This is a genomic window from Chryseobacterium salviniae, assembly GCF_035819015.1.
GTDB lineage: Bacteria > Bacteroidota > Bacteroidia > Flavobacteriales > Weeksellaceae > Chryseobacterium > Chryseobacterium salviniae.
This window is the reverse complement of the sequence record NZ_JAYLAA010000058.1, coordinates 1-16787: the sequence shown is the minus strand read 5'-3', so window position 1 is coordinate 16787 and position 16787 is coordinate 1. Positions and strand designations below refer to the sequence as shown.

The 16787-nt window shown below is 38.3% G+C and carries 17 protein-coding genes and 3 tRNA genes; 6 read left to right on the top strand and 14 right to left on the bottom strand.

Annotated elements, in window-relative coordinates; translation table 11 throughout:
* Window positions 1-4: 4 nt before the first annotated feature.
* The gene (locus SOP96_RS17600) at window positions 5-370 is read right to left on the bottom strand and encodes a BlaI/MecI/CopY family transcriptional regulator (RefSeq protein ID WP_326322202.1); all 366 of its coding nucleotides are present in this window, start codon (window positions 368-370) and stop codon (window positions 5-7) included.
* A 331-nt stretch (window positions 371-701) separates the two neighbouring features.
* On the opposite strand from SOP96_RS17600, the gene SOP96_RS17595 reads away from it, so the two are divergent.
* Window positions 702-1286, top strand: a complete 585-nt coding sequence (locus tag SOP96_RS17595; RefSeq protein ID WP_326322201.1) for a hypothetical protein — start codon at window positions 702-704, stop codon at window positions 1284-1286.
* A gap of 116 nt (window positions 1287-1402) precedes the next feature.
* Window positions 1403-1609 carry a hypervirulence associated TUDOR domain-containing protein gene (locus SOP96_RS17590; protein WP_263602915.1) on the top strand — a complete coding sequence of 69 codons (207 nt, stop codon included), beginning with the start codon at window positions 1403-1405 and terminating at the stop codon, window positions 1607-1609.
* Window positions 1610-1643: 34 nt separating this feature from the next.
* On the opposite strand, the gene SOP96_RS17585 is transcribed toward SOP96_RS17590, so the two are convergent.
* The 4 genes from SOP96_RS17585 to SOP96_RS17570 form a co-directional block, all read right to left on the bottom strand.
* Window positions 1644-2054 (bottom strand): hypothetical protein, encoded by a 411-nt coding sequence (locus SOP96_RS17585; protein WP_326322200.1) that lies wholly within the window; start codon window positions 2052-2054, stop codon window positions 1644-1646.
* Between the two features lie 116 nt (window positions 2055-2170).
* Window positions 2171-2243 (bottom strand) — tRNA-Met (locus SOP96_RS17580).
* A gap of 34 nt (window positions 2244-2277) precedes the next feature.
* Window positions 2278-2350 (bottom strand) — tRNA-Met (locus SOP96_RS17575).
* A 39-nt stretch (window positions 2351-2389) separates the two neighbouring features.
* A tRNA-Met gene (locus tag SOP96_RS17570) sits at window positions 2390-2462 on the bottom strand.
* Window positions 2463-2563: 101 nt separating this feature from the next.
* Here SOP96_RS17570 and SOP96_RS17565 point away from each other — a divergent pair.
* From SOP96_RS17565 to SOP96_RS17555, 3 genes are read left to right on the top strand one after another with little or no spacing between them, the layout of a single operon-like run.
* Window positions 2564-3175 (top strand): L-threonylcarbamoyladenylate synthase, encoded by a 612-nt coding sequence (locus SOP96_RS17565; protein ID WP_326322199.1) that lies wholly within the window; start codon window positions 2564-2566, stop codon window positions 3173-3175.
* Window positions 3176-3231: 56 nt separating this feature from the next.
* Window positions 3232-3990 (top strand): peroxide stress protein YaaA, encoded by a 759-nt coding sequence (gene yaaA / locus SOP96_RS17560; RefSeq protein ID WP_326322198.1) that lies wholly within the window; start codon window positions 3232-3234, stop codon window positions 3988-3990.
* On the top strand, window positions 3991-4923 hold the full coding sequence (locus SOP96_RS17555) for a N5-glutamine methyltransferase family protein (RefSeq protein ID WP_326322197.1): 933 nt from the start codon (window positions 3991-3993) through the stop codon (window positions 4921-4923).
* Between the two features lie 46 nt (window positions 4924-4969).
* Here the strand turns inward: SOP96_RS17555 and SOP96_RS17550 are convergent, their stop codons facing one another.
* Genes SOP96_RS17550 through SOP96_RS17535 form a run of 4 tightly spaced genes read right to left on the bottom strand, consistent with a single transcriptional unit; the run spans window position 4970 to window position 10633 of the window.
* Window positions 4970-5623, bottom strand: coding sequence for a rhomboid family intramembrane serine protease (locus SOP96_RS17550; RefSeq protein ID WP_326322196.1), 654 nt, complete (start codon window positions 5621-5623; stop codon window positions 4970-4972).
* An 11-nt stretch (window positions 5624-5634) separates the two neighbouring features.
* A complete protein-coding gene (locus SOP96_RS17545) occupies window positions 5635-8220 on the bottom strand; it encodes a DNA gyrase/topoisomerase IV subunit A (RefSeq protein ID WP_326322195.1) in 2586 nt (861 codons plus the stop codon).
* Window positions 8221-8703, bottom strand: coding sequence for a hypothetical protein (locus SOP96_RS17540; protein ID WP_326322194.1), 483 nt, complete (start codon window positions 8701-8703; stop codon window positions 8221-8223).
* A 58-nt stretch (window positions 8704-8761) separates the two neighbouring features.
* Window positions 8762-10633 (bottom strand): DNA topoisomerase IV subunit B, encoded by a 1872-nt coding sequence (locus SOP96_RS17535; protein ID WP_326322193.1) that lies wholly within the window; start codon window positions 10631-10633, stop codon window positions 8762-8764.
* Window positions 10634-11007: 374 nt separating this feature from the next.
* On the opposite strand from SOP96_RS17535, the gene SOP96_RS17530 reads away from it, so the two are divergent.
* Complete coding sequence (locus SOP96_RS17530) at window positions 11008-12156, top strand: methionine aminotransferase (protein ID WP_326322192.1); 1149 nt, start codon at window positions 11008-11010, stop codon at window positions 12154-12156.
* A gap of 70 nt (window positions 12157-12226) precedes the next feature.
* On the opposite strand, the gene SOP96_RS17525 is transcribed toward SOP96_RS17530, so the two are convergent.
* The 5 genes from SOP96_RS17525 to SOP96_RS17505 form a co-directional block, all read right to left on the bottom strand.
* Window positions 12227-12991 carry an SDR family NAD(P)-dependent oxidoreductase gene (locus tag SOP96_RS17525; RefSeq protein WP_326322191.1) on the bottom strand — a complete coding sequence of 255 codons (765 nt, stop codon included), beginning with the start codon at window positions 12989-12991 and terminating at the stop codon, window positions 12227-12229.
* 88 nt (window positions 12992-13079) lie between these two features.
* Window positions 13080-14027, bottom strand: a complete 948-nt coding sequence (locus tag SOP96_RS17520) for a helix-turn-helix domain-containing protein (protein ID WP_326322190.1) — start codon at window positions 14025-14027, stop codon at window positions 13080-13082.
* Between the two features lie 44 nt (window positions 14028-14071).
* Window positions 14072-14242, bottom strand: coding sequence for a hypothetical protein (locus tag SOP96_RS17515; RefSeq protein WP_326322189.1), 171 nt, complete (start codon window positions 14240-14242; stop codon window positions 14072-14074).
* Window positions 14243-14617: 375 nt separating this feature from the next.
* The gene (gene ychF / locus SOP96_RS17510; RefSeq protein ID WP_326322188.1) at window positions 14618-15709 is read right to left on the bottom strand and encodes a redox-regulated ATPase YchF; all 1092 of its coding nucleotides are present in this window, start codon (window positions 15707-15709) and stop codon (window positions 14618-14620) included.
* 200 nt (window positions 15710-15909) lie between these two features.
* Window positions 15910-16461, bottom strand: a complete 552-nt coding sequence (locus SOP96_RS17505; protein WP_326322187.1) for a ferritin — start codon at window positions 16459-16461, stop codon at window positions 15910-15912.
* Window positions 16462-16787 lie beyond the last annotated feature (326 nt).

Sequence of the window (16787 nt, the reverse complement as noted above, 5' to 3'; positions counted from 1 at the left end):
CGTATCAGTTTTTCTTTTTAAGTTCGTGAAGAAGCATTTCAAGATCTTCCACAGTCATTTCGTTCTTTTCTACCAAGAATGAAACAGCACTTTTATAAGAACCCTTGAAATAATTTTTAACCAGACTTTTTATCGTCTTTCCGGAATATTGCTCTTTGGATACAAGCGGAAAATATTCATGCTGTCTTCCGTACACACTGTAATCAACAAATTCTTTTTCCTTCAGAACCTTCAGGATGGTAGAAACAGTATTCGTATGAGGCTTAGGCTCAGGGAAAAGATCAAGGACATCTTTCAGAAATCCTTTTTCGAGTTTCCATAAATACTGCATTACCTGCTCTTCTGCTTTCGTTAACGTCTGAATTTTCATACCTTTTTCATTTAATCATTGACCATGATATTATTTAAAATCAATATCACTAAGAAATTAGTTATACAAATGTAGAAATATTTTTCTTTCAGACAACTATTTTTTTAGTGATACTAAAGTTAAAAATGTAAGTTACTGAAAATCAACAATATATTTTTTATTAAAATTTGTTAAATTTTTAACAGCTATAAATTATCACACAGATAATAATCAGAAAAAGGAAAAATTATCGCTTAAATTCTTAAAACTTGTTAAATTTTATTAAATAAAATTAAAATGAATTTGTCTTAACTCAGAAAATATATTTATTTTAGTGCTTTAAAAATTTCTCATGAAAAGATATAATTTGTTATTTGTACTATTACTACTGATTTTTAATGTGACCCATGCCCAAAAAAAAGGTTCTCCGGCAGCAGATTTCAGTACGATAGGTGAAGCGAAAACCAAGATTGAAAATACAGTTCCTTTAGTCATCAAACATTTAAAAGAGATCAGCGAAAAAGAAAGTGATCCCTCCATTCTTACCAACGGAACCGCTGCTTTAGCCAAAGAATACGGCAAGGTAGAGCTGGAGTGGCGTCTTTACAGAGGAAACATGAACAACTGCATCCTCAACAACTCATCCAAAAAAGCCAAAAAATGCATGGAGTATCATAACTCAATGTTCAGAGGTACCCTTATCAACTACAACAACTATATTACAAACCTTACCAGAAAGAACGGATATCTTGGTGTGGAAGGCGATACAAAATTTGAATTAAACCCTGCTGAAGTAACCACAAAACTAAGTGAATCTTATTTCAATGGAAGTGATGCAGCCAACAGAATGAAGGGCAATCAAAAGAAAGAATTTTTAAGCCAGACTACTGCTGACGACAATGCGCTCAAACCTTTTAATCAGCTTACGGTAGAGTAATTTAATCTGCTTTTAAAACAATATTCCCGCTTCCGAAGGCGGGATTTTTTTTGCCTTTTGTATAAATTATCGTATGGCATAATAATTAGTACCATTCTATAAATAATATGACAAAGATGAGCACATTAAAAAAAGGAGATATGGTACGGTGGAATTCCAGCAATGGAGAAACTCACGGCGCCATCACAAAAGTACACACCAAAGATTTTGTTTTTATGAACAGGCAGCGAAGAGCTTCCGAAGACGAACCGCAGTATGAGGTCATGAGCGAAAAGACCGGAAAATCGGCAGTACATAAAGCATCAGCCTTAAAGAAAATGTAAAGTCCGCAAATTTGCGGACTTTACATCTGTACTGTTATTTTATTTTATCATAAATAAATTTGGTAACAATCGCTCCGAAGAGATAATAGGCAACCGTCATTATTTTTTTCTGATTATTCTCGGCAACCGGCTTGTCATCGAGTCCAAGTTTTTCAGGAAGCGCAACTGCACCAAGTCCCATTAAGACTCCGGAAGCTACATTAAAACCAGTAGTTGCCGTTGCGGCGTAATACATTCCGTTTCCAATGACATCTCCTGCCAATGTTGCTGCATACAGCTGATCGTGATTGGTAACTTTTGCGTCTACTTTATCCAATGCTTTATTTAAAGCTTCCTCTCCCAGTTTATTAATCTCGGGAACATTATCGAAATTTTTTCTGATGGCTTCGTGCAGAAGGCTTAGCGCTACGGCACCGCCTAAACCTGCCAGGATTTTTTTGTACATAGTATTGTAATTTTATGGTGTACTCATCTACCTGCATAAATTAAGCCATTGAAAAAAGAATCGGTACCACATCAAAATAAAAAAAGAGTATTGCCTGTAGACAATACTCTCTTTAGTAGCGGGAACCGGACTCGAACCGATGACCTTCGGGTTATGAGCCCGACGAGCTACCTACTGCTCCATCCCGCGGTGTATTTTTAAAACGCCACCACAGCGTTCTTAGTAGCGGGGACACGACTCGAACGTGCGACCTTCGGGTTATGAGCCCGACGAGCTACCTACTGCTCCACCCCGCGGTATATTTTTTGTAACGTTACCGACAACGTTAATCTTAGTAGCGGGAACCGGACTCGAACCGATGACCTTCGGGTTATGAGCCCGACGAGCTACCTACTGCTCCATCCCGCGATATTGGATTGCAAATATACGAAAAATTTTTAAAAATCCTAATTTTTCTTTTAAATAAAGGACTTTCACCAAAACTATTTTAATATTTGTATCTTTGAACTATGGCAAAAATATTGAGAATTTATCCCGAAAACCCTCAGGAAAATCTTATGAATGAGGTGATTAAAATACTAAATAACGGCGGTCTTATTATTTATCCGTCTGATACGGTATATGCTTTAGGCTGTAATATTTTTGATATTAAAGCCATGGAAAAGCTGGCACAGCTTAAAAAAATGAAACTGGAAAAAGCCCAGTTCTCCATAATCTGTAATGATCTTAGCCATCTTTCGGATTTTACAAGGCCAATTGACACTTCTGTATTCAGGTTTCTGAAAAGCCATCTTCCAGGCCCGTTCACTTTTATCCTGGATGCGAATAAAAGCCTGCCTCTGGCTTATAAAGGACATAAAACCATTGGCATCCGTGTGCCGGACCATCCTATTCCCCAGCTGATTGTGGAAAAATTAGGACATCCGATAGCCTCAACGTCCATTAAAGATGATGATGAAATCATAGAATATTCTACCGATCCTGAACTGATCGCAGAAAAATATGATCATTTGGTAGACATCGTCATTGATTCCGGTTACGGAGACAATGTTGCTTCTACAATTGTCGATCTCACCTCCGGAGAGCCGGAAGTGATCCGACAGGGAAAAGGAATTATTTAAAATATATAAATTAACAATTTATTGTTACTGATACTCACATACCTGTATTTTAACATATGAAAATACTTACCTCACCTGCCAAATTAATGAATACCGAAAATGCTACGGATCTGCTCAAAACAACAGTTCCCAAATTCATTGATGATGCAGCTCTTATACAATCTTACCTTAAAGAAAAATCACCGAAATACCTTTCTGAGCTGATGGAAATTTCCTCAAAGCTCGCAGATGAAAACTGGGAAAGAAACCAGAAATGGAAAGCAAAACCTACGGCAAAAGAATCTGCTCCGGCGCTGTTTGCTTTTACCGGTGAAGTTTACAGAGGTCTGGATGCCAAAACACTGGATAAAAATGCAGTAGATTACCTGCAGAAAAACCACAGAATTCTTTCGGGGTTATACGGACTGCTGAAACCTTCGGATAAAGTAATGCTGTACCGTCTGGAAATGGGAAGGCCGTTTGAATTTGAACACTATAAAAATCTTTACGAATTTTGGAAAGAGAAAATCACAGACCAGTTGAATGCTGAAATGAAAAAGAATGAAATTCTCCTTAATCTGGCGAGTAACGAATATTTTAAAGTGGTAGACCGGAAAAAACTCAATCATCCCGTCATTGATTTTGATTTTTATGAATTAAAAAACGGAAAGCCAAAAACGATTGTTGTTTACACAAAACACGCAAGAGGACTGGTGGTAAGGTTTTGTGCAGAAACCCACGCAAAAACACTGAATGACGTAAAAGCATTCAACTATGAAGGCTACAGAATTGATGAAGACAAATCTACCGACACCAAATTGGTTTTTACAAGATAAATGACGATTTCAGAATATAAAAAACATTTTAAAGCTGAGCTTTCCGGATTGTATACCGATTCTGAAATGGTTTTCTTAAGTTCAGTCTTTATTGAAAAAATTACAGGATTTGATTCATTTTACCAGAGAAAATTTTCTGATCAGGAACTGTTGATTGATGATGAGAAAAAACTCTCTGAAGCTCTTTCTGAATTAAAAACAGGCAAGCCTTACCAATATATTCTGGGTGAAACGGAATTCTATGGAATGACTTTTTTTGTCAATGAACATGTTCTGATTCCCCGCCCGGAGACGGAAGAGCTGCTGGAATTTGCCATCAAAAAAATAAAACAGCATTTTGTCATTCTGAATATAAGCCGAAGGTTTACGAACGAAGTTAACAAGCATAATGAAGAATCTTTAGAAGCAATTTCTGTCGAAATAACTAAAAAGACATTAAAAGTCCTCGACATCGGAACGGGAAGCGGAATTATTCCTCTGGTGCTAAAAAAACACTTTCCGGATGCGGAAGTTTCTTCTATTGATTATTCTGAAAAAGCACTGGAAGTGGCGAAAAAGAACGCAGATTTCCATCAGCTAAAGATTAATTTAATTCACGCCGATTACCTGAATTTTGAGATGAAAGAACAATTTGACGTCATCATCTCAAATCCACCCTACATCGGGATTAACGAACAGGATGAAATTGAAGCTTCTGTAAAAGGTTTTGAACCAACAATGGCGCTCTTCTCCCCAACTTCAGATGCCCTGATTTTTTACCGGAAAATTGCTGAAGATACTCATCAACATTTATCAGACAATGGATTATTGTTTCTGGAAATCAACCAGAAATTAGGCCCGGAAACACTGAAATTGTACACAAATGATTTTACAGAAGCTGAATTAATCAAAGATTTATCTGGAAACGATCGTTTTATTTTTGGGATAAAATAAAAACCAATGAACATCTCATTGGTTTTGCTTTATCATTTAATTTTAATTATCCTATTCTTTTACGGACAAAAATTTCATACGCCAGATAAATCAGCGGAAGCGCCATAATCCCCAGAAAAGGAGAATTAGTGATGGCAGCCTGCGGCTGGGTAGCAACAGCATACACCAGTCCGAAAAACGCACCTCCCAAATGTGCGGCGTGACCGATGTTGTCATGCTGATTCGGATTCAGCATCATATAAACAGAGTAGCTGAAATAAAGAAGTCCGAATACAAACCCGGGAATACCGATCGGAATGAAAAACATATAAATTTCAAGATGAGGAATCATCGCAATAGAGGCAAATAAAATCCCGGAAACACCTCCGCTCGCTCCGATTGCCGAATACCACGGCTGTCTCTGGTACACAAAAAGTGAAAAAATATTTCCCAACAGGATGGACCCGAAATAGATCAGGATAAAGCCTACATTGCCAAAAGCCTGCATCACTACCGGTCCGAAAAAATACAACGTCATCATATTAAACAAAAGATGAAAAATATCTGCATGCAGGAATCCTGAGGAAAGCAGGCGGATATATTCATTTCTGTTGCGGATGGCTCCTACGTTGAACTTATATTTTTCGAAATTACTGCTTCCGTTGGGCACAACGAAACTTATAATGGCGGTAATGGCTATAATGAGTATTAAAACATTCATACTTTTTCAATTTAATTATCGGAATTATTTTCTCCCTGAAACAAATCACCAATCATGCCATCCTCGTCTATTCCGGCTATAGGTTCGGGATCTTCATACACTTCAGGTTCTTCTTCATCAGGCTCAGGAACGGTTATATTAATGGTCTTTACCTTGAATTTCGTAAACTGGTTTCCGATGGCTTTAATTCCTTTTACGGCAATAAATTCATCAATGTTTACGGTTTCGGGATCTCTTTCCTTGCCTTTATCTTTGGCGAAAATGATTTCGGCAGTGGCGCCGTTGGCAACAATTACGTTTTCGATAAATGATTTCGGGTGTTCCGATGGCATAAAGGTCTGGATATTCGGTGTATTTTCAAACAAGAATCTCTTGATGAAATAAATATCTTTTTCTCCGTCAAAATAAATGCAGGTTACCGGCTGGTTCGGTTTCCATTTTTCCAATACCAGATATTCATCATCGAAACGATTCCCGAGGTCGAAAGAAACGAGCTTTGCTTCACCGTTTGTATTAATCGTTAAAATTTTATCATCGCCTTTAAAGCTTCCCAGTAAAGTACCGCGTCCGTCGGCATTCAGCCTTCGTACCGTATCATCAAACCATATCTTTCTCGGGGCAAGTGTAGAAACTCCTTCTTCTTTCAGGTCTACTTTTTTCACGGAATATTTGGTTACCAGGTTTCCTTTGGAATCCCTGCCTTTGATGGCCAATTCGGAAAAATCAACATCCATCTTGTTTTTCCTGATTCTTGGATTCGGTTTTAGAAGAACGGACACTGTTTCAGCCTCACCGTTTGGATTGGCCGAAAAATACAGCACTTCCGAGCCTTTTTTATCTGAAGCCAAAGGATAGTCGGTATTTCTTGTAACGCCTGTCACAGAGAATCTTTTCATGTAGTATGGGCCTTCCCTGCCTTCACGGTAGATCATGTTATACACTGTTCTTTTATCGTTTTTCTTCCAGACAGCAACATGCAGGATATCTTTTCCGATAAATGTTTTTGCTTCCACTTTTACCACCTTCATGCTTCCGTCTTTCCTGAAAGTAATAATGTCGTCAATATCTGAGCAATCGAAAAGATACTGATCTTTTTTCAGTGATGTCCCGATAAAGCCTTCCTCAAAGTTGGCATAGAATTTTTCATTGGCCACGGCTACTTTCGTAGCATCAATGGTATCGAAAATCCTGAGCTCTGTTTTTCTCTGGCGGTCTTTTCCGTATTTTTTCTGAATATTAAGGTAATAATCGATAGCGTATTGAACAAGGTTATCCAGGTGATGCTTTACCATCTCGATTTTACCTTCCAATGCCGCAATATTTTCTTTAAATTTATCTAAATCGAATCTTGAAATTCTCTTAATTCTGATTTCTGTTAACCTTAAAATATCTTCTTCAGTGACTGCTCTTAATAGATGTCCGGTGTGAGGTTGTAATCCTTTATCGATAGTTTTTAAAACTTCTTCCCAGGTTTTCACCTCTTCAATGTCATGATAGATCCTGTTTTCAATAAATATTCTTTCGAGAGAAGAAAAATGCCAGCTTTCCTGCAATTCATGAAGCTCGATTTCCAGTTCTTTTTTAAGCAATGAAACCGTGTGGTCAGTATTCATTTTTAAAATATCGGAAACATTCATGAACATTGGCTTGTCCCCTACAATCACACACGCATTCGGGGAGATCGTTACCTGACAATCGGTAAATGCATATAATGCATCGATGGTTTTATCCGGAGAAACATCATTGTGAAGATGAATCAGGATTTCAACTTTATCCGAGGTATTGTCCTCAATTTTTTTGATCTTGATCTTTCCTTTTTCATTGGCTTTGATGATGGAATCAATAAGATCACTTGTCGTCTTCGAATACGGAAGTTCCGTAATGATGAGCGTATGCTTATCCAGAGGTGAAATTTTAGCCCTGGCTCTTACTTTTCCGCCTCTTTGTCCGTCATTATATTCAGAAACATCCAGGAAGCCTGCCGTTAAAAAATCCGGGAACAGCTCGAACTTTTTCCCTTTAAGATAAGCAACGGAAGCATTGATTAATTCATTAAAATTATGGGGAAGAATTTTAGTGGAAAGCCCCACCCCAATTCCTTCCACCCCCTGCGCCAGAAGCAGCGGGAATTTTACGGGAAGATCAATCGGCTCGTTATTCCTGCCGTCATAAGATTTTGCCCATTCTGTTGTTTTCGGATTGAAAACCACTTCCAGTGCGAAAGGGGTAAGCCTTGCTTCGATATATCTTGCTGCCGCCGCAGAATCTCCGGTATAGATATTCCCCCAGTTTCCCTGGGTATCGATCAGCAGTTCTCTCTGCCCGATTCCCACCATGGCATCTGTAATAGAGGCATCACCGTGGGGATGGTACTTCATGGTATTCCCAACAATGTTGGCTACTTTGTTGTAACGTCCGTCTTCCAGCTCACGCATGGAATGCATGATTCTTCGCTGAACAGGTTTGAAGCCATCATAAACCGACGGAATGGCCCGGTCTAAAATTACATAAGAAGCATAATCCAGAAACCAGTCTTTATAAAGCCCGGAAACTTTTTTTAAGCTTTCACCTTCGTGCGGGTGTTCTTCAGTTGTCATTTATCTATTTACGCTTTTCTCTTTATTGGTTTTAACTACTTTATTTAAAGATAATCTTAAATCAGTAAGTTCTTTTTTTGTGAGATAAGATATCTCATATTTCAGCATGATGGTTCTGTTGTTTTTACTGGAAATTGTAATGTACAATCTTTTCATAAAAAATACCTTAATAACCTCGAACTTCAGCAGCTTGTATTTAGGAAATTCATCACTCAGAGGCTTTTGCAGGAAAGGTATCACATTCCTGTTTCTGAAATGAAGAGCTTCACCCTCGCTGTCATACTCAAAAATCTGCCTTCCGTTGAGGTAGAACAAAAGTATCAGAAATAACGGTACGGCAATAAGCAGCAGGCTTTCTTTTCCTAAAATTTTAATCCTGCTTTCTTCGAGGAAATAAGCTCCGGTGCCGGCCGCCAGGAACATAATCAGCAATGTGTTAATAAAGCTGTACACCGAAGTTTTGTTGCGGTTACTTAGTCTCATTTTTTTTCTTTGTGTTTTGTGGTTTATCGATTTTTTTTATTTTCTCATCTGCAATATGTTAACTCAATACTTCTTTTTTATCAATATCCGGGTCTTCTACAACAAGATTTTCCAGGATAAAAACCTGTCTGTCCGGTGTATTTTTACCCATATAAAATTCCAGCAATTGATCGATGGTCTGATCTTTTCCTACCACTACAGGTTCCAGACGGATGTCTTTCCCAATAAAATGCTTGAACTCATCCGGAGAAATCTCTCCTAATCCCTTGAATCGGGTGATTTCAGGGTTTTTTCCGAGCTCGTTTAACGCTTTTACCCTTTCCGCTTCCGAATAGCAATATCTTGTTTCTTTTTTATTCCTTACCCTGAACAAAGGGGTCTGAAGAATATAAAGATGTCCGTTTTTGATAAGATCCGGAAAGAACTGTAAAAAGAACGTAATCATCAGCAAACGAATGTGCATTCCGTCTACATCGGCATCGGTTGCGATAATTACCTGATTGTACCGCAAATCTTCAAGGCTTTCTTCAATATTCAGAGCGGCCTGAAGCAGGTTGAATTCTTCATTTTCATATACCACTTTTTTTGTAAGCCCATAGCAGTTCAAAGGTTTTCCTTTTAATGAAAATACAGCTTGTGTTTCCACATCCCTTGATTTGGTAATAGACCCTGATGCAGAATCCCCCTCGGTAATAAAGATCTGGGTTTCTCCTTTCCTTTCGGCTTTCTGGTCGTTGTAATGCTGCCTGCAGTCACGCAGCTTTTTGTTGTGAAGGGAAACTTTTTTAGCCCGTTCTCTTGCTAATTTTTGTATTCCGGAAAGCTCTTTCCGCTCTCTTTCGGAAATTAAAATTTTCCGCTGAATCGCTTCTGCTACTTCAGGATTTTTATGTAAAAAATTATCCAGTTTACTTTTCAGGAAATCAATGACAAATGTTCTTACAGTAGGTCCGTTAGGTCCGATATCATTGGAACCTAATTTTGTTTTGGTCTGGGATTCAAAAACAGGCTCTTCCACATTGATGGAAATAGCAGCCACGATGGACTTTCTGACGTCAGAAGCATCGAAATTTTTATTGAAAAATTCACGAATGGTTTTCACATACGCTTCACGGAAAGCATTGAGATGCGTTCCGCCCTGAGTGGTATTTTGTCCGTTAACGAAAGAAAAATACGTTTCCGTCTGGGATTTGTCGGTGTGCGTTATCGCTACTTCAATATCATTATCCTTCAGGTGAACGATAGGATAAAGCGTTTCATTTTCAAGTTCCTCATCAAGCAAATCTTTAAGTCCGTTCTCGGAATAAAAAGTTTCGCCGTTGAAAAATATTTTAAGCCCGGGATTAAGATAGGCATAATTCCGGAGCATTCTTTCAATATACTCTTTTCTGAATTTAAAATTCAGGAAAATATCGCCATCCGGAATAAAAGAAATCTCCGTTCCGTTTCGGTCTGAGGTGTCTTTTTCATCAAAATTTTCAGTGATCATCCCTTTGGAAAACTCAGCCATTTTCAGCCTTCCGTCCCGGAACGAGCGAACGCGAAAATATTCCGAAAGCGCATTTACGGCTTTTGTACCAACCCCATTCAGACCTACAGATTTTTTAAAAGCCTTGCTGTCGTACTTTCCTCCGGTGTTCATTTTAGAAACAGCATCCACTACTTTTCCAAGTGGAATCCCCCTTCCGAAATCACGGATGGTAACCTTGCCGTCATCTACTTTTATTTCGATTCTTTTACCGGCTTTCATCCTGAACTCATCAATAGAGTTGTCCAGGATTTCTTTCAGCAAAATGTATATCCCGTCATCGGCAGAAGAACCGTCTCCCAGCTTCCCGATGTACATTCCGGGGCGCAAACGGATGTGTTCCTGCCAATCGAGGGTTCTGATGTTATCTTCGGAATAGATTGGATTTATTTCTTGTGACATATATATTTCAGCAAACATACAAAAATACGAAATTGATGAAAAATATCCGAAGGTTTTGAATTATTTTTCAAGAATATTTATCTGAAAATCTACGGTTTTACAGGCACAAACACGTAATTATATTATTTCATCAAATAAAAAAGAATAAACCGAATTTATTTAAAATTTGTTGAGGAATTTAAGTTAAACTGAGAATATTTACATAAGAGCCGTTAAAGTAAAAAAACGAATTGAGGAGCCCTGGAAGGGCGAACTGTTAATAAATAAAATTTCTGAAAGTTAGTAAACATATCTTTGAAATTATTCAAATCAAACACAATACATACGCTGATATTAAAATTTTTGAATTAAATTCGGTATTCTAAAAGACTTTCATGATACAACTTCCATTGTCAAAGCTTTCCAATGTAGGAACAACGATATTCAGCCAGATGACGCAGCTGGCCATTGAAAACGAGGCGATTAATCTGTCGCAGGGATTTCCTGATTTTATGCCGGATCCTGAACTGCTCGGTTATGTCGATCATTATATCAGAAAAGGGTTTAACCAATATGCGCCAATGGGCGGAATGATCGGTCTCAAAGAAGAAATTGCCAAAAAAATTGAAAACGCTCACCAAGCCGTTTACCATCCTGATACGGAAATAACGATTACAGCAGGAGGAACACAGGCTATTTTTACCACGATTGCCAGCTTTATAAAAAAAGATGATGAAGTAATTATTTTCGAACCGGCCTACGATTGTTATGAGCCTACGGTTGAACTTTTCGGGGGAATTGTAAAACGTTTCGAAATGAAAGCCCCGGATTATGAGATTGACTGGAACGCAGTAAGAAACCTGGTGACGGATAAAACCAGAATGATTATCCTCAACAATCCGAACAATCCTGCCGGAAAAATTTTAAAGGAAACTGATATTCAGGAGCTTATCACCATTGTCAAAGACACCTCCATTCTTATTTTAAGCGACGAAGTGTATGAAAATATTGTTTTCGACGGAAGACAACATCTAAGCATATGCAAATATCCGGAACTGAAAGAAAGAAGCCTTTTGGTGGCATCTTTCGGGAAATTGTTTCATGTGACAGGCTGGAAAACAGGATATTGTGCCGCTCCTGAAAACCTAACCGCAGAATTCAGAAAAGTTCATCAATTCAATGTTTTTTCAGTAAACGCACCTGTTCAGCTGGCTTTGGCTGAATACATGAAAAATCCTGAGCATTATAATGGCTTGAGTACATTTTTCCAGGAGAAAAGAGATTTTTTAAGGAAGGGACTGTCGGCAACTTCTTTTGAGCTGCTGGATTGCGAAGGAACCTATTTCCAGGCTTTGAAATATGATAAAATATCCGATCAAAGCGATATTGATTTTGCCCGTGAACTCACGATTTCCCATAAAGTAGCCAGTGTTCCGTTTTCGTCTTTTTATAAAAATAAACGGAATGAAAATGTGATCCGTTTGTGTTTCGCTAAAAAACAGGAAACCTTAGAAAAAGCGATTGAGAATTTGTGTAAAATATAATAAAAAAGGTGGCTTCGAGATCAGCCACCTTTTTGTAATTGGTAATTTGATAACAGCCACCGGATATGGTTTATAAAAACATCCCGCCGGATGCTTCAATTCTTTGCCCGTTGATCCAGCCGGCATCTTCGGTACAAAGGAAAGCTACGATTCCGCCGATATCATCAGGAAGCCCTGCCCTTCCTAAAGCGGTATTTCCGGCAACCATGGCATTAACATGCTCATCATCACGGGTTCTTCCTCCTCCGAAATCCGTTTCTATGGCTCCCGGAGCTACAACATTCACTTTAATTCTTCTCGGCCCTAATTCTTTCGCCATATATTTTGTAAGCATTTCCACTCCGGCCTTGATGGAACCGTATACCGAAGATCCGGGTAATGCAAATCTGGCCAGTCCTGAAGAAATATTGATAATTCCTCCGTTATCATTCAGGTAAGGTAAAAATTTCTGCGTAAGAAAAAACACACCCTTGAAATGAATATCCACCACATCATCCAGCTGCTCTTCGGTTACATCAGGAATCGGTGCATATAATGCTGTCCCTGCATTATTGATCAGGTAATCAATATTTCTGCTGCCTGTGTTTTCCTCAAGATGATCTCCCACAGTTTTTACAAAATCATCAAAGCTTCCTACGTTTTTTGTGTTAAGTTGATAAGCAATGGCTTTTCTGCCCAATGCCTGGATTTCACTTACTACTTTATCAGCTTCCTCTTTATTGCTGTTGTAGGTAATGATCACATCCAGCCCTTTCTGAGCGATCTTAACTGCTGAATTTCTTCCTAAACCACGGCTTCCGCCGGTAACTAATGCAATTTTTGTTCTTGCTTCCATTATTTTTTATTTTTTTGATGAAACAAAGTTCACAAAATTCAGATCATGAAAGTTTGCTTTAATCAAACTGAAATTTGCAAAATTCAAATCACGAACGGAATTCCATAGGTGCCAGTGAAGTTTTCTTTTTGAAGAAGTTGGAAAAATGGGCAATTTCTTCAAATCCCAAAGCATAAGAAATCTCAGAGATATTCCATTTGGTCTGTTTAAGCATAATCTTTGCCTCCTGCACAATTCTTTCAGCAATAATTTCCGTAGTCGTTTTACCGGTGCTTTCTTTTAGTTTTTTGTTTAAATAATTCACATGAACGGCCAGTCGGTCGGCATAGTCTTTTGCGGTTTTCAGCTGCAGTCTATGATCGGAGGATTCTATGGGGAACTGTCTTTCCAGCAATTCGATAAAGAGTGAAACTACCCTTAAAGAAGCATCATTTGAGGTTGATAATTTTGAGGCAGGCTGAAGCTTTTGTCCGTAATGAATCAATTCAAGGACATAATTCCGGATAAGGTCGTATTTAAAAATATAATCGGAGTCTATTTCTTTTTTGATCTTCCGGTACAATTGTTCGATTTCGTCTGCCAGTTCATCATCAATTTCAAATAAGGGAATATTTCCGGGCTGAAAGATCGGCAGGCTTTCAAGGGTGTTGTATGATTTATCTTTAATAAGGAAATCTTCTGTAAATACGCAGAAGCTTCCCGACTGGTTGGTATCTTCGGGAATCCAGTGGTAGGGAACTTTCGGAGTGGCAAACAACAATGCATTGTTTTTAATCTGAATGATTTTATCTGCGTATTCCGCTCTGTTTCTTCCTCTTATCAGACTTATTTTGTAATACTTTCTTCTGTTATAGGGCATTTCGGAAGTAAGCTTTGCCTTTTCTATCGTTTGTGCAATATCAAATATATTGAAATGCCCGATTTCTTTATGCAGGCCTTTTGGGAATATGCTTTCGATATTTGTTCCCAGCTTGGAAGTCATTTCACGGTAAAAATCATCCAACGTTGCGTAGGAAGTGTGCATTGCTTTTTCCATACTTAAATTTGTATAATTCAAATGTACGAAATATTGCACGTAAATTAAATAACAATTCCTCCGAACATTTCCAGTTTCCATTTTCCGTTTTTGTATTCGGCGGAATAGTCACTTTCATAACTGTTGCCTGATGTTGAAATATAAAATTTATCCGGATTTTTTTTATCTTTCTTTATCTTAGAAATATTTTCACTTGTGACATCTGTCAACTTCACGTAATACGTTTTTCTTTGTCACTTTCCGGAATAAATAAAATCCTGTAGTCTGTATTGACCTGATGAAAGTAATCGCAATCACTTTCAAAAACAGTGAATGTGTAATGCATTTTCTTTAAATTGCCTTCAGTGTCTGCGTATTGAGGCATCAATAATTCATAAAGTGTGCGTAAAAGGCTTTTTCTCCTGATAATAAGTGAATTTGTCTTTCAAGCCAGCAAAACACCAGTCTTCCACGGTTTCTGAACAGGAAATAAGCAATATAAATGCAAGGAAATATAAAATTTTCATGATTAAAAGTTTCCGACATGAATGCAAAAAACGCTCCCAAAATAAATCGGAAGCGTTTTTCTATAATAACTAACTTTAATATTTTTATACGTTGAATCTGAAGTGCATGATGTCACCGTCTTTCACGATGTATTCTTTCCCCTCTACCGAAAGTTTTCCTGCTTCTTTTACTTTCGCTTCAGAACCGTACTGCATGTAATCATCATATTTAATTACTTCTGCACGGATGAAACCTTTTTCAAAATCGGTGTGGATTACTCCGGCAGCCTGCGGCGCCGTCCATCCCTGCCCGATCGTCCAGGCTCTTACCTCTTTAACCCCTGCCGTGAAATACGTTTGAAGTTTTAACAGATCATACGCTTTTCTGATGAGACGGTTTACACCCGGTTCTGTTAGTCCCAGTTCTTCAAGGAATATTTCTCTTTCTTCATAAGTTTCCAATTCGTTGATGTCTGCTTCAATCTGAGCAGCCAGTACCACTACTTCCGCTCCTTCATTTTTAGCCATTTCCTCAATTTTACCGATCCATTCATTTCCGTTTTTAATGGAGTTTTCATCTACATTACAAACATACAGAACAGGCTTATTGGTCAGTAACTGAACCTCTGCAATAATTGATTTTGTAAAATCATCCGTTGCAAATTCTCTGGCGTTCTTCCCGTCTTCCAAAAATTTCTGAAGGTTCTGCAATGTTTCATATGCGAGAATATCTTCTTTTTTTCCGGATTTGATGAATTTTTTTGCTTTTTCAACCGCTTTTCCTACGGTTTCAAGGTCTTTCAGCTGAAGCTCAATATCGATGATTTCTTTGTCTCTTAACGGATCTACGGAACCTTCTACGTGCACAATGTTTCCGTTATCAAAACATCTTAATACGTGGATGATCGCTTCACATTCGCGGATGTTGGCCAAAAACTGGTTGCCCAGCCCTTCTCCTTTGCTGGCTCCTTTCACAAGACCTGCAATATCCACGATCTCTACAACCGCCGGCAAAACTCTTTCCGGTTTTACTATTTTTTCCAGCTCAAACAATCTTTGATCCGGTACGGAAACTGTTCCCAGGTTGGGTTCGATGGTACAGAAAGGATAGTTGGCCGACTGTGCTTTTGCGTTGCTCAGGCAGTTAAAAAGAGTTGATTTACCTACGTTCGGTAAGCCTACGATTCCACATTTCATAACGTTAGATTCAAATTAATATTTAAAAATTCAAGGTTTAAGGTTCAAAGTTTAAGGTATGCTATACAAACCGCTTAGTTAAACTCGAAACTATCATCTTTGAATTATGAGTGTGCAAAGATAGTGATTTTAAAGGGAGTTTCATAATAAAAAATCTGCCAGAAACTGACAGATTAATATATTGATTCAATAAAATTATTCTACGGATTGTCACCTGTAGCTTCCTGAGCAAGGGCAACATCATTAGGTGCTTTTTCCAGTGTTTTATCTAAAGTAAATAATGACTCGTTTGTAGCGCGGTCTCCGCCAGCAATTTTCAGTTTGTCCATAAGGTTCATCGCAAGGGTTTCTTCTTCAATCTGCTCCTGTACGAACCACTGCATAAAGTTCCATGTCGCCCAGTCTTTTTCCTGCAATGCCATATCTACGATTCTGTATATCGAAGTAGTATTGTCTACTTCATGCTTAAACACGCCTTCAAAACAAGCGGTAAGAGATTCAGGATCAGCCGGTGGCGCAGGTATGGCTTCCACTTTTGGTTTACCGCCTCTGTTTAGGACATACTCCATAAATTTGATGGAATGGTTTCTCTCTTCCTGAGCGTGTCTGTACAGGAAGTTGGCAATTCCCTGATACCCTTTATCGTCTGCCCAAATTCCGTACGATAAGAAAACGTGTGCTGCATGGATCTCTTTATTCATCTGATCACTAAGCGCTTTTTCCATCGCTTCGGAAAGTCTGTTGGTATTCATAATTCATATTTTTTAGTGATTATGAATGAATAGGATGCAAAAATAGTTCCGAGAATATTCCAGAAGGAGTTATTGTTTTTGAGGTATTTATAATGTATTGAATTCCTTTATTTTAGGCTGATAATTTATAGTTATTCTAAACTTCTATCCTCTTTAAACGGCAGCTTTACTCAGAAATGATTGAACTGTATTTCATTTATTTTTCAGCAATTTGATAATATCGAAAAGTAATATTCATATTTTTATTGGAAGCTTATTCCGGCTTTCCGCACTCGCTATTTTGTATGGTTTCGGGGGGGGGGGGGGGCGGCGCCCCCCCCCCCCCC

Excerpts from the sequence above, each read along its gene's own strand:
- SOP96_RS17600 (WP_326322202.1), bottom strand. The coding sequence starts at position 370 with ATGAAAATTCAGACGTTAACGAAAGCAGAAGAGCAGGTAATGCAGTAT.
- SOP96_RS17595 (WP_326322201.1), top strand. The coding sequence starts at position 702 with ATGAAAAGATATAATTTGTTATTTGTACTATTACTACTGATTTTTAAT.
- SOP96_RS17590 (WP_263602915.1), top strand. The coding sequence starts at position 1,403 with ATGAGCACATTAAAAAAAGGAGATATGGTACGGTGGAATTCCAGCAAT.
- SOP96_RS17585 (WP_326322200.1), bottom strand. The coding sequence starts at position 2,054 with ATGTACAAAAAAATCCTGGCAGGTTTAGGCGGTGCCGTAGCGCTAAGC.
- SOP96_RS17565 (WP_326322199.1), top strand. The coding sequence starts at position 2,564 with ATGGCAAAAATATTGAGAATTTATCCCGAAAACCCTCAGGAAAATCTT.
- yaaA (WP_326322198.1), top strand. The coding sequence starts at position 3,232 with ATGAAAATACTTACCTCACCTGCCAAATTAATGAATACCGAAAATGCT.
- SOP96_RS17555 (WP_326322197.1), top strand. The coding sequence starts at position 3,991 with ATGACGATTTCAGAATATAAAAAACATTTTAAAGCTGAGCTTTCCGGA.
- SOP96_RS17550 (WP_326322196.1), bottom strand. The coding sequence starts at position 5,623 with ATGAATGTTTTAATACTCATTATAGCCATTACCGCCATTATAAGTTTC.
- SOP96_RS17545 (WP_326322195.1), bottom strand. The coding sequence starts at position 8,220 with ATGACAACTGAAGAACACCCGCACGAAGGTGAAAGCTTAAAAAAAGTT.
- SOP96_RS17540 (WP_326322194.1), bottom strand. The coding sequence starts at position 8,703 with ATGAGACTAAGTAACCGCAACAAAACTTCGGTGTACAGCTTTATTAAC.
- SOP96_RS17535 (WP_326322193.1), bottom strand. The coding sequence starts at position 10,633 with ATGTCACAAGAAATAAATCCAATCTATTCCGAAGATAACATCAGAACC.
- SOP96_RS17530 (WP_326322192.1), top strand. The coding sequence starts at position 11,008 with ATGATACAACTTCCATTGTCAAAGCTTTCCAATGTAGGAACAACGATA.
- SOP96_RS17525 (WP_326322191.1), bottom strand. The coding sequence starts at position 12,991 with ATGGAAGCAAGAACAAAAATTGCATTAGTTACCGGCGGAAGCCGTGGT.
- SOP96_RS17520 (WP_326322190.1), bottom strand. The coding sequence starts at position 14,027 with ATGGAAAAAGCAATGCACACTTCCTACGCAACGTTGGATGATTTTTAC.
- ychF (WP_326322188.1), bottom strand. The coding sequence starts at position 15,709 with ATGAAATGTGGAATCGTAGGCTTACCGAACGTAGGTAAATCAACTCTT.
- SOP96_RS17505 (WP_326322187.1), bottom strand. The coding sequence starts at position 16,461 with ATGAATACCAACAGACTTTCCGAAGCGATGGAAAAAGCGCTTAGTGAT.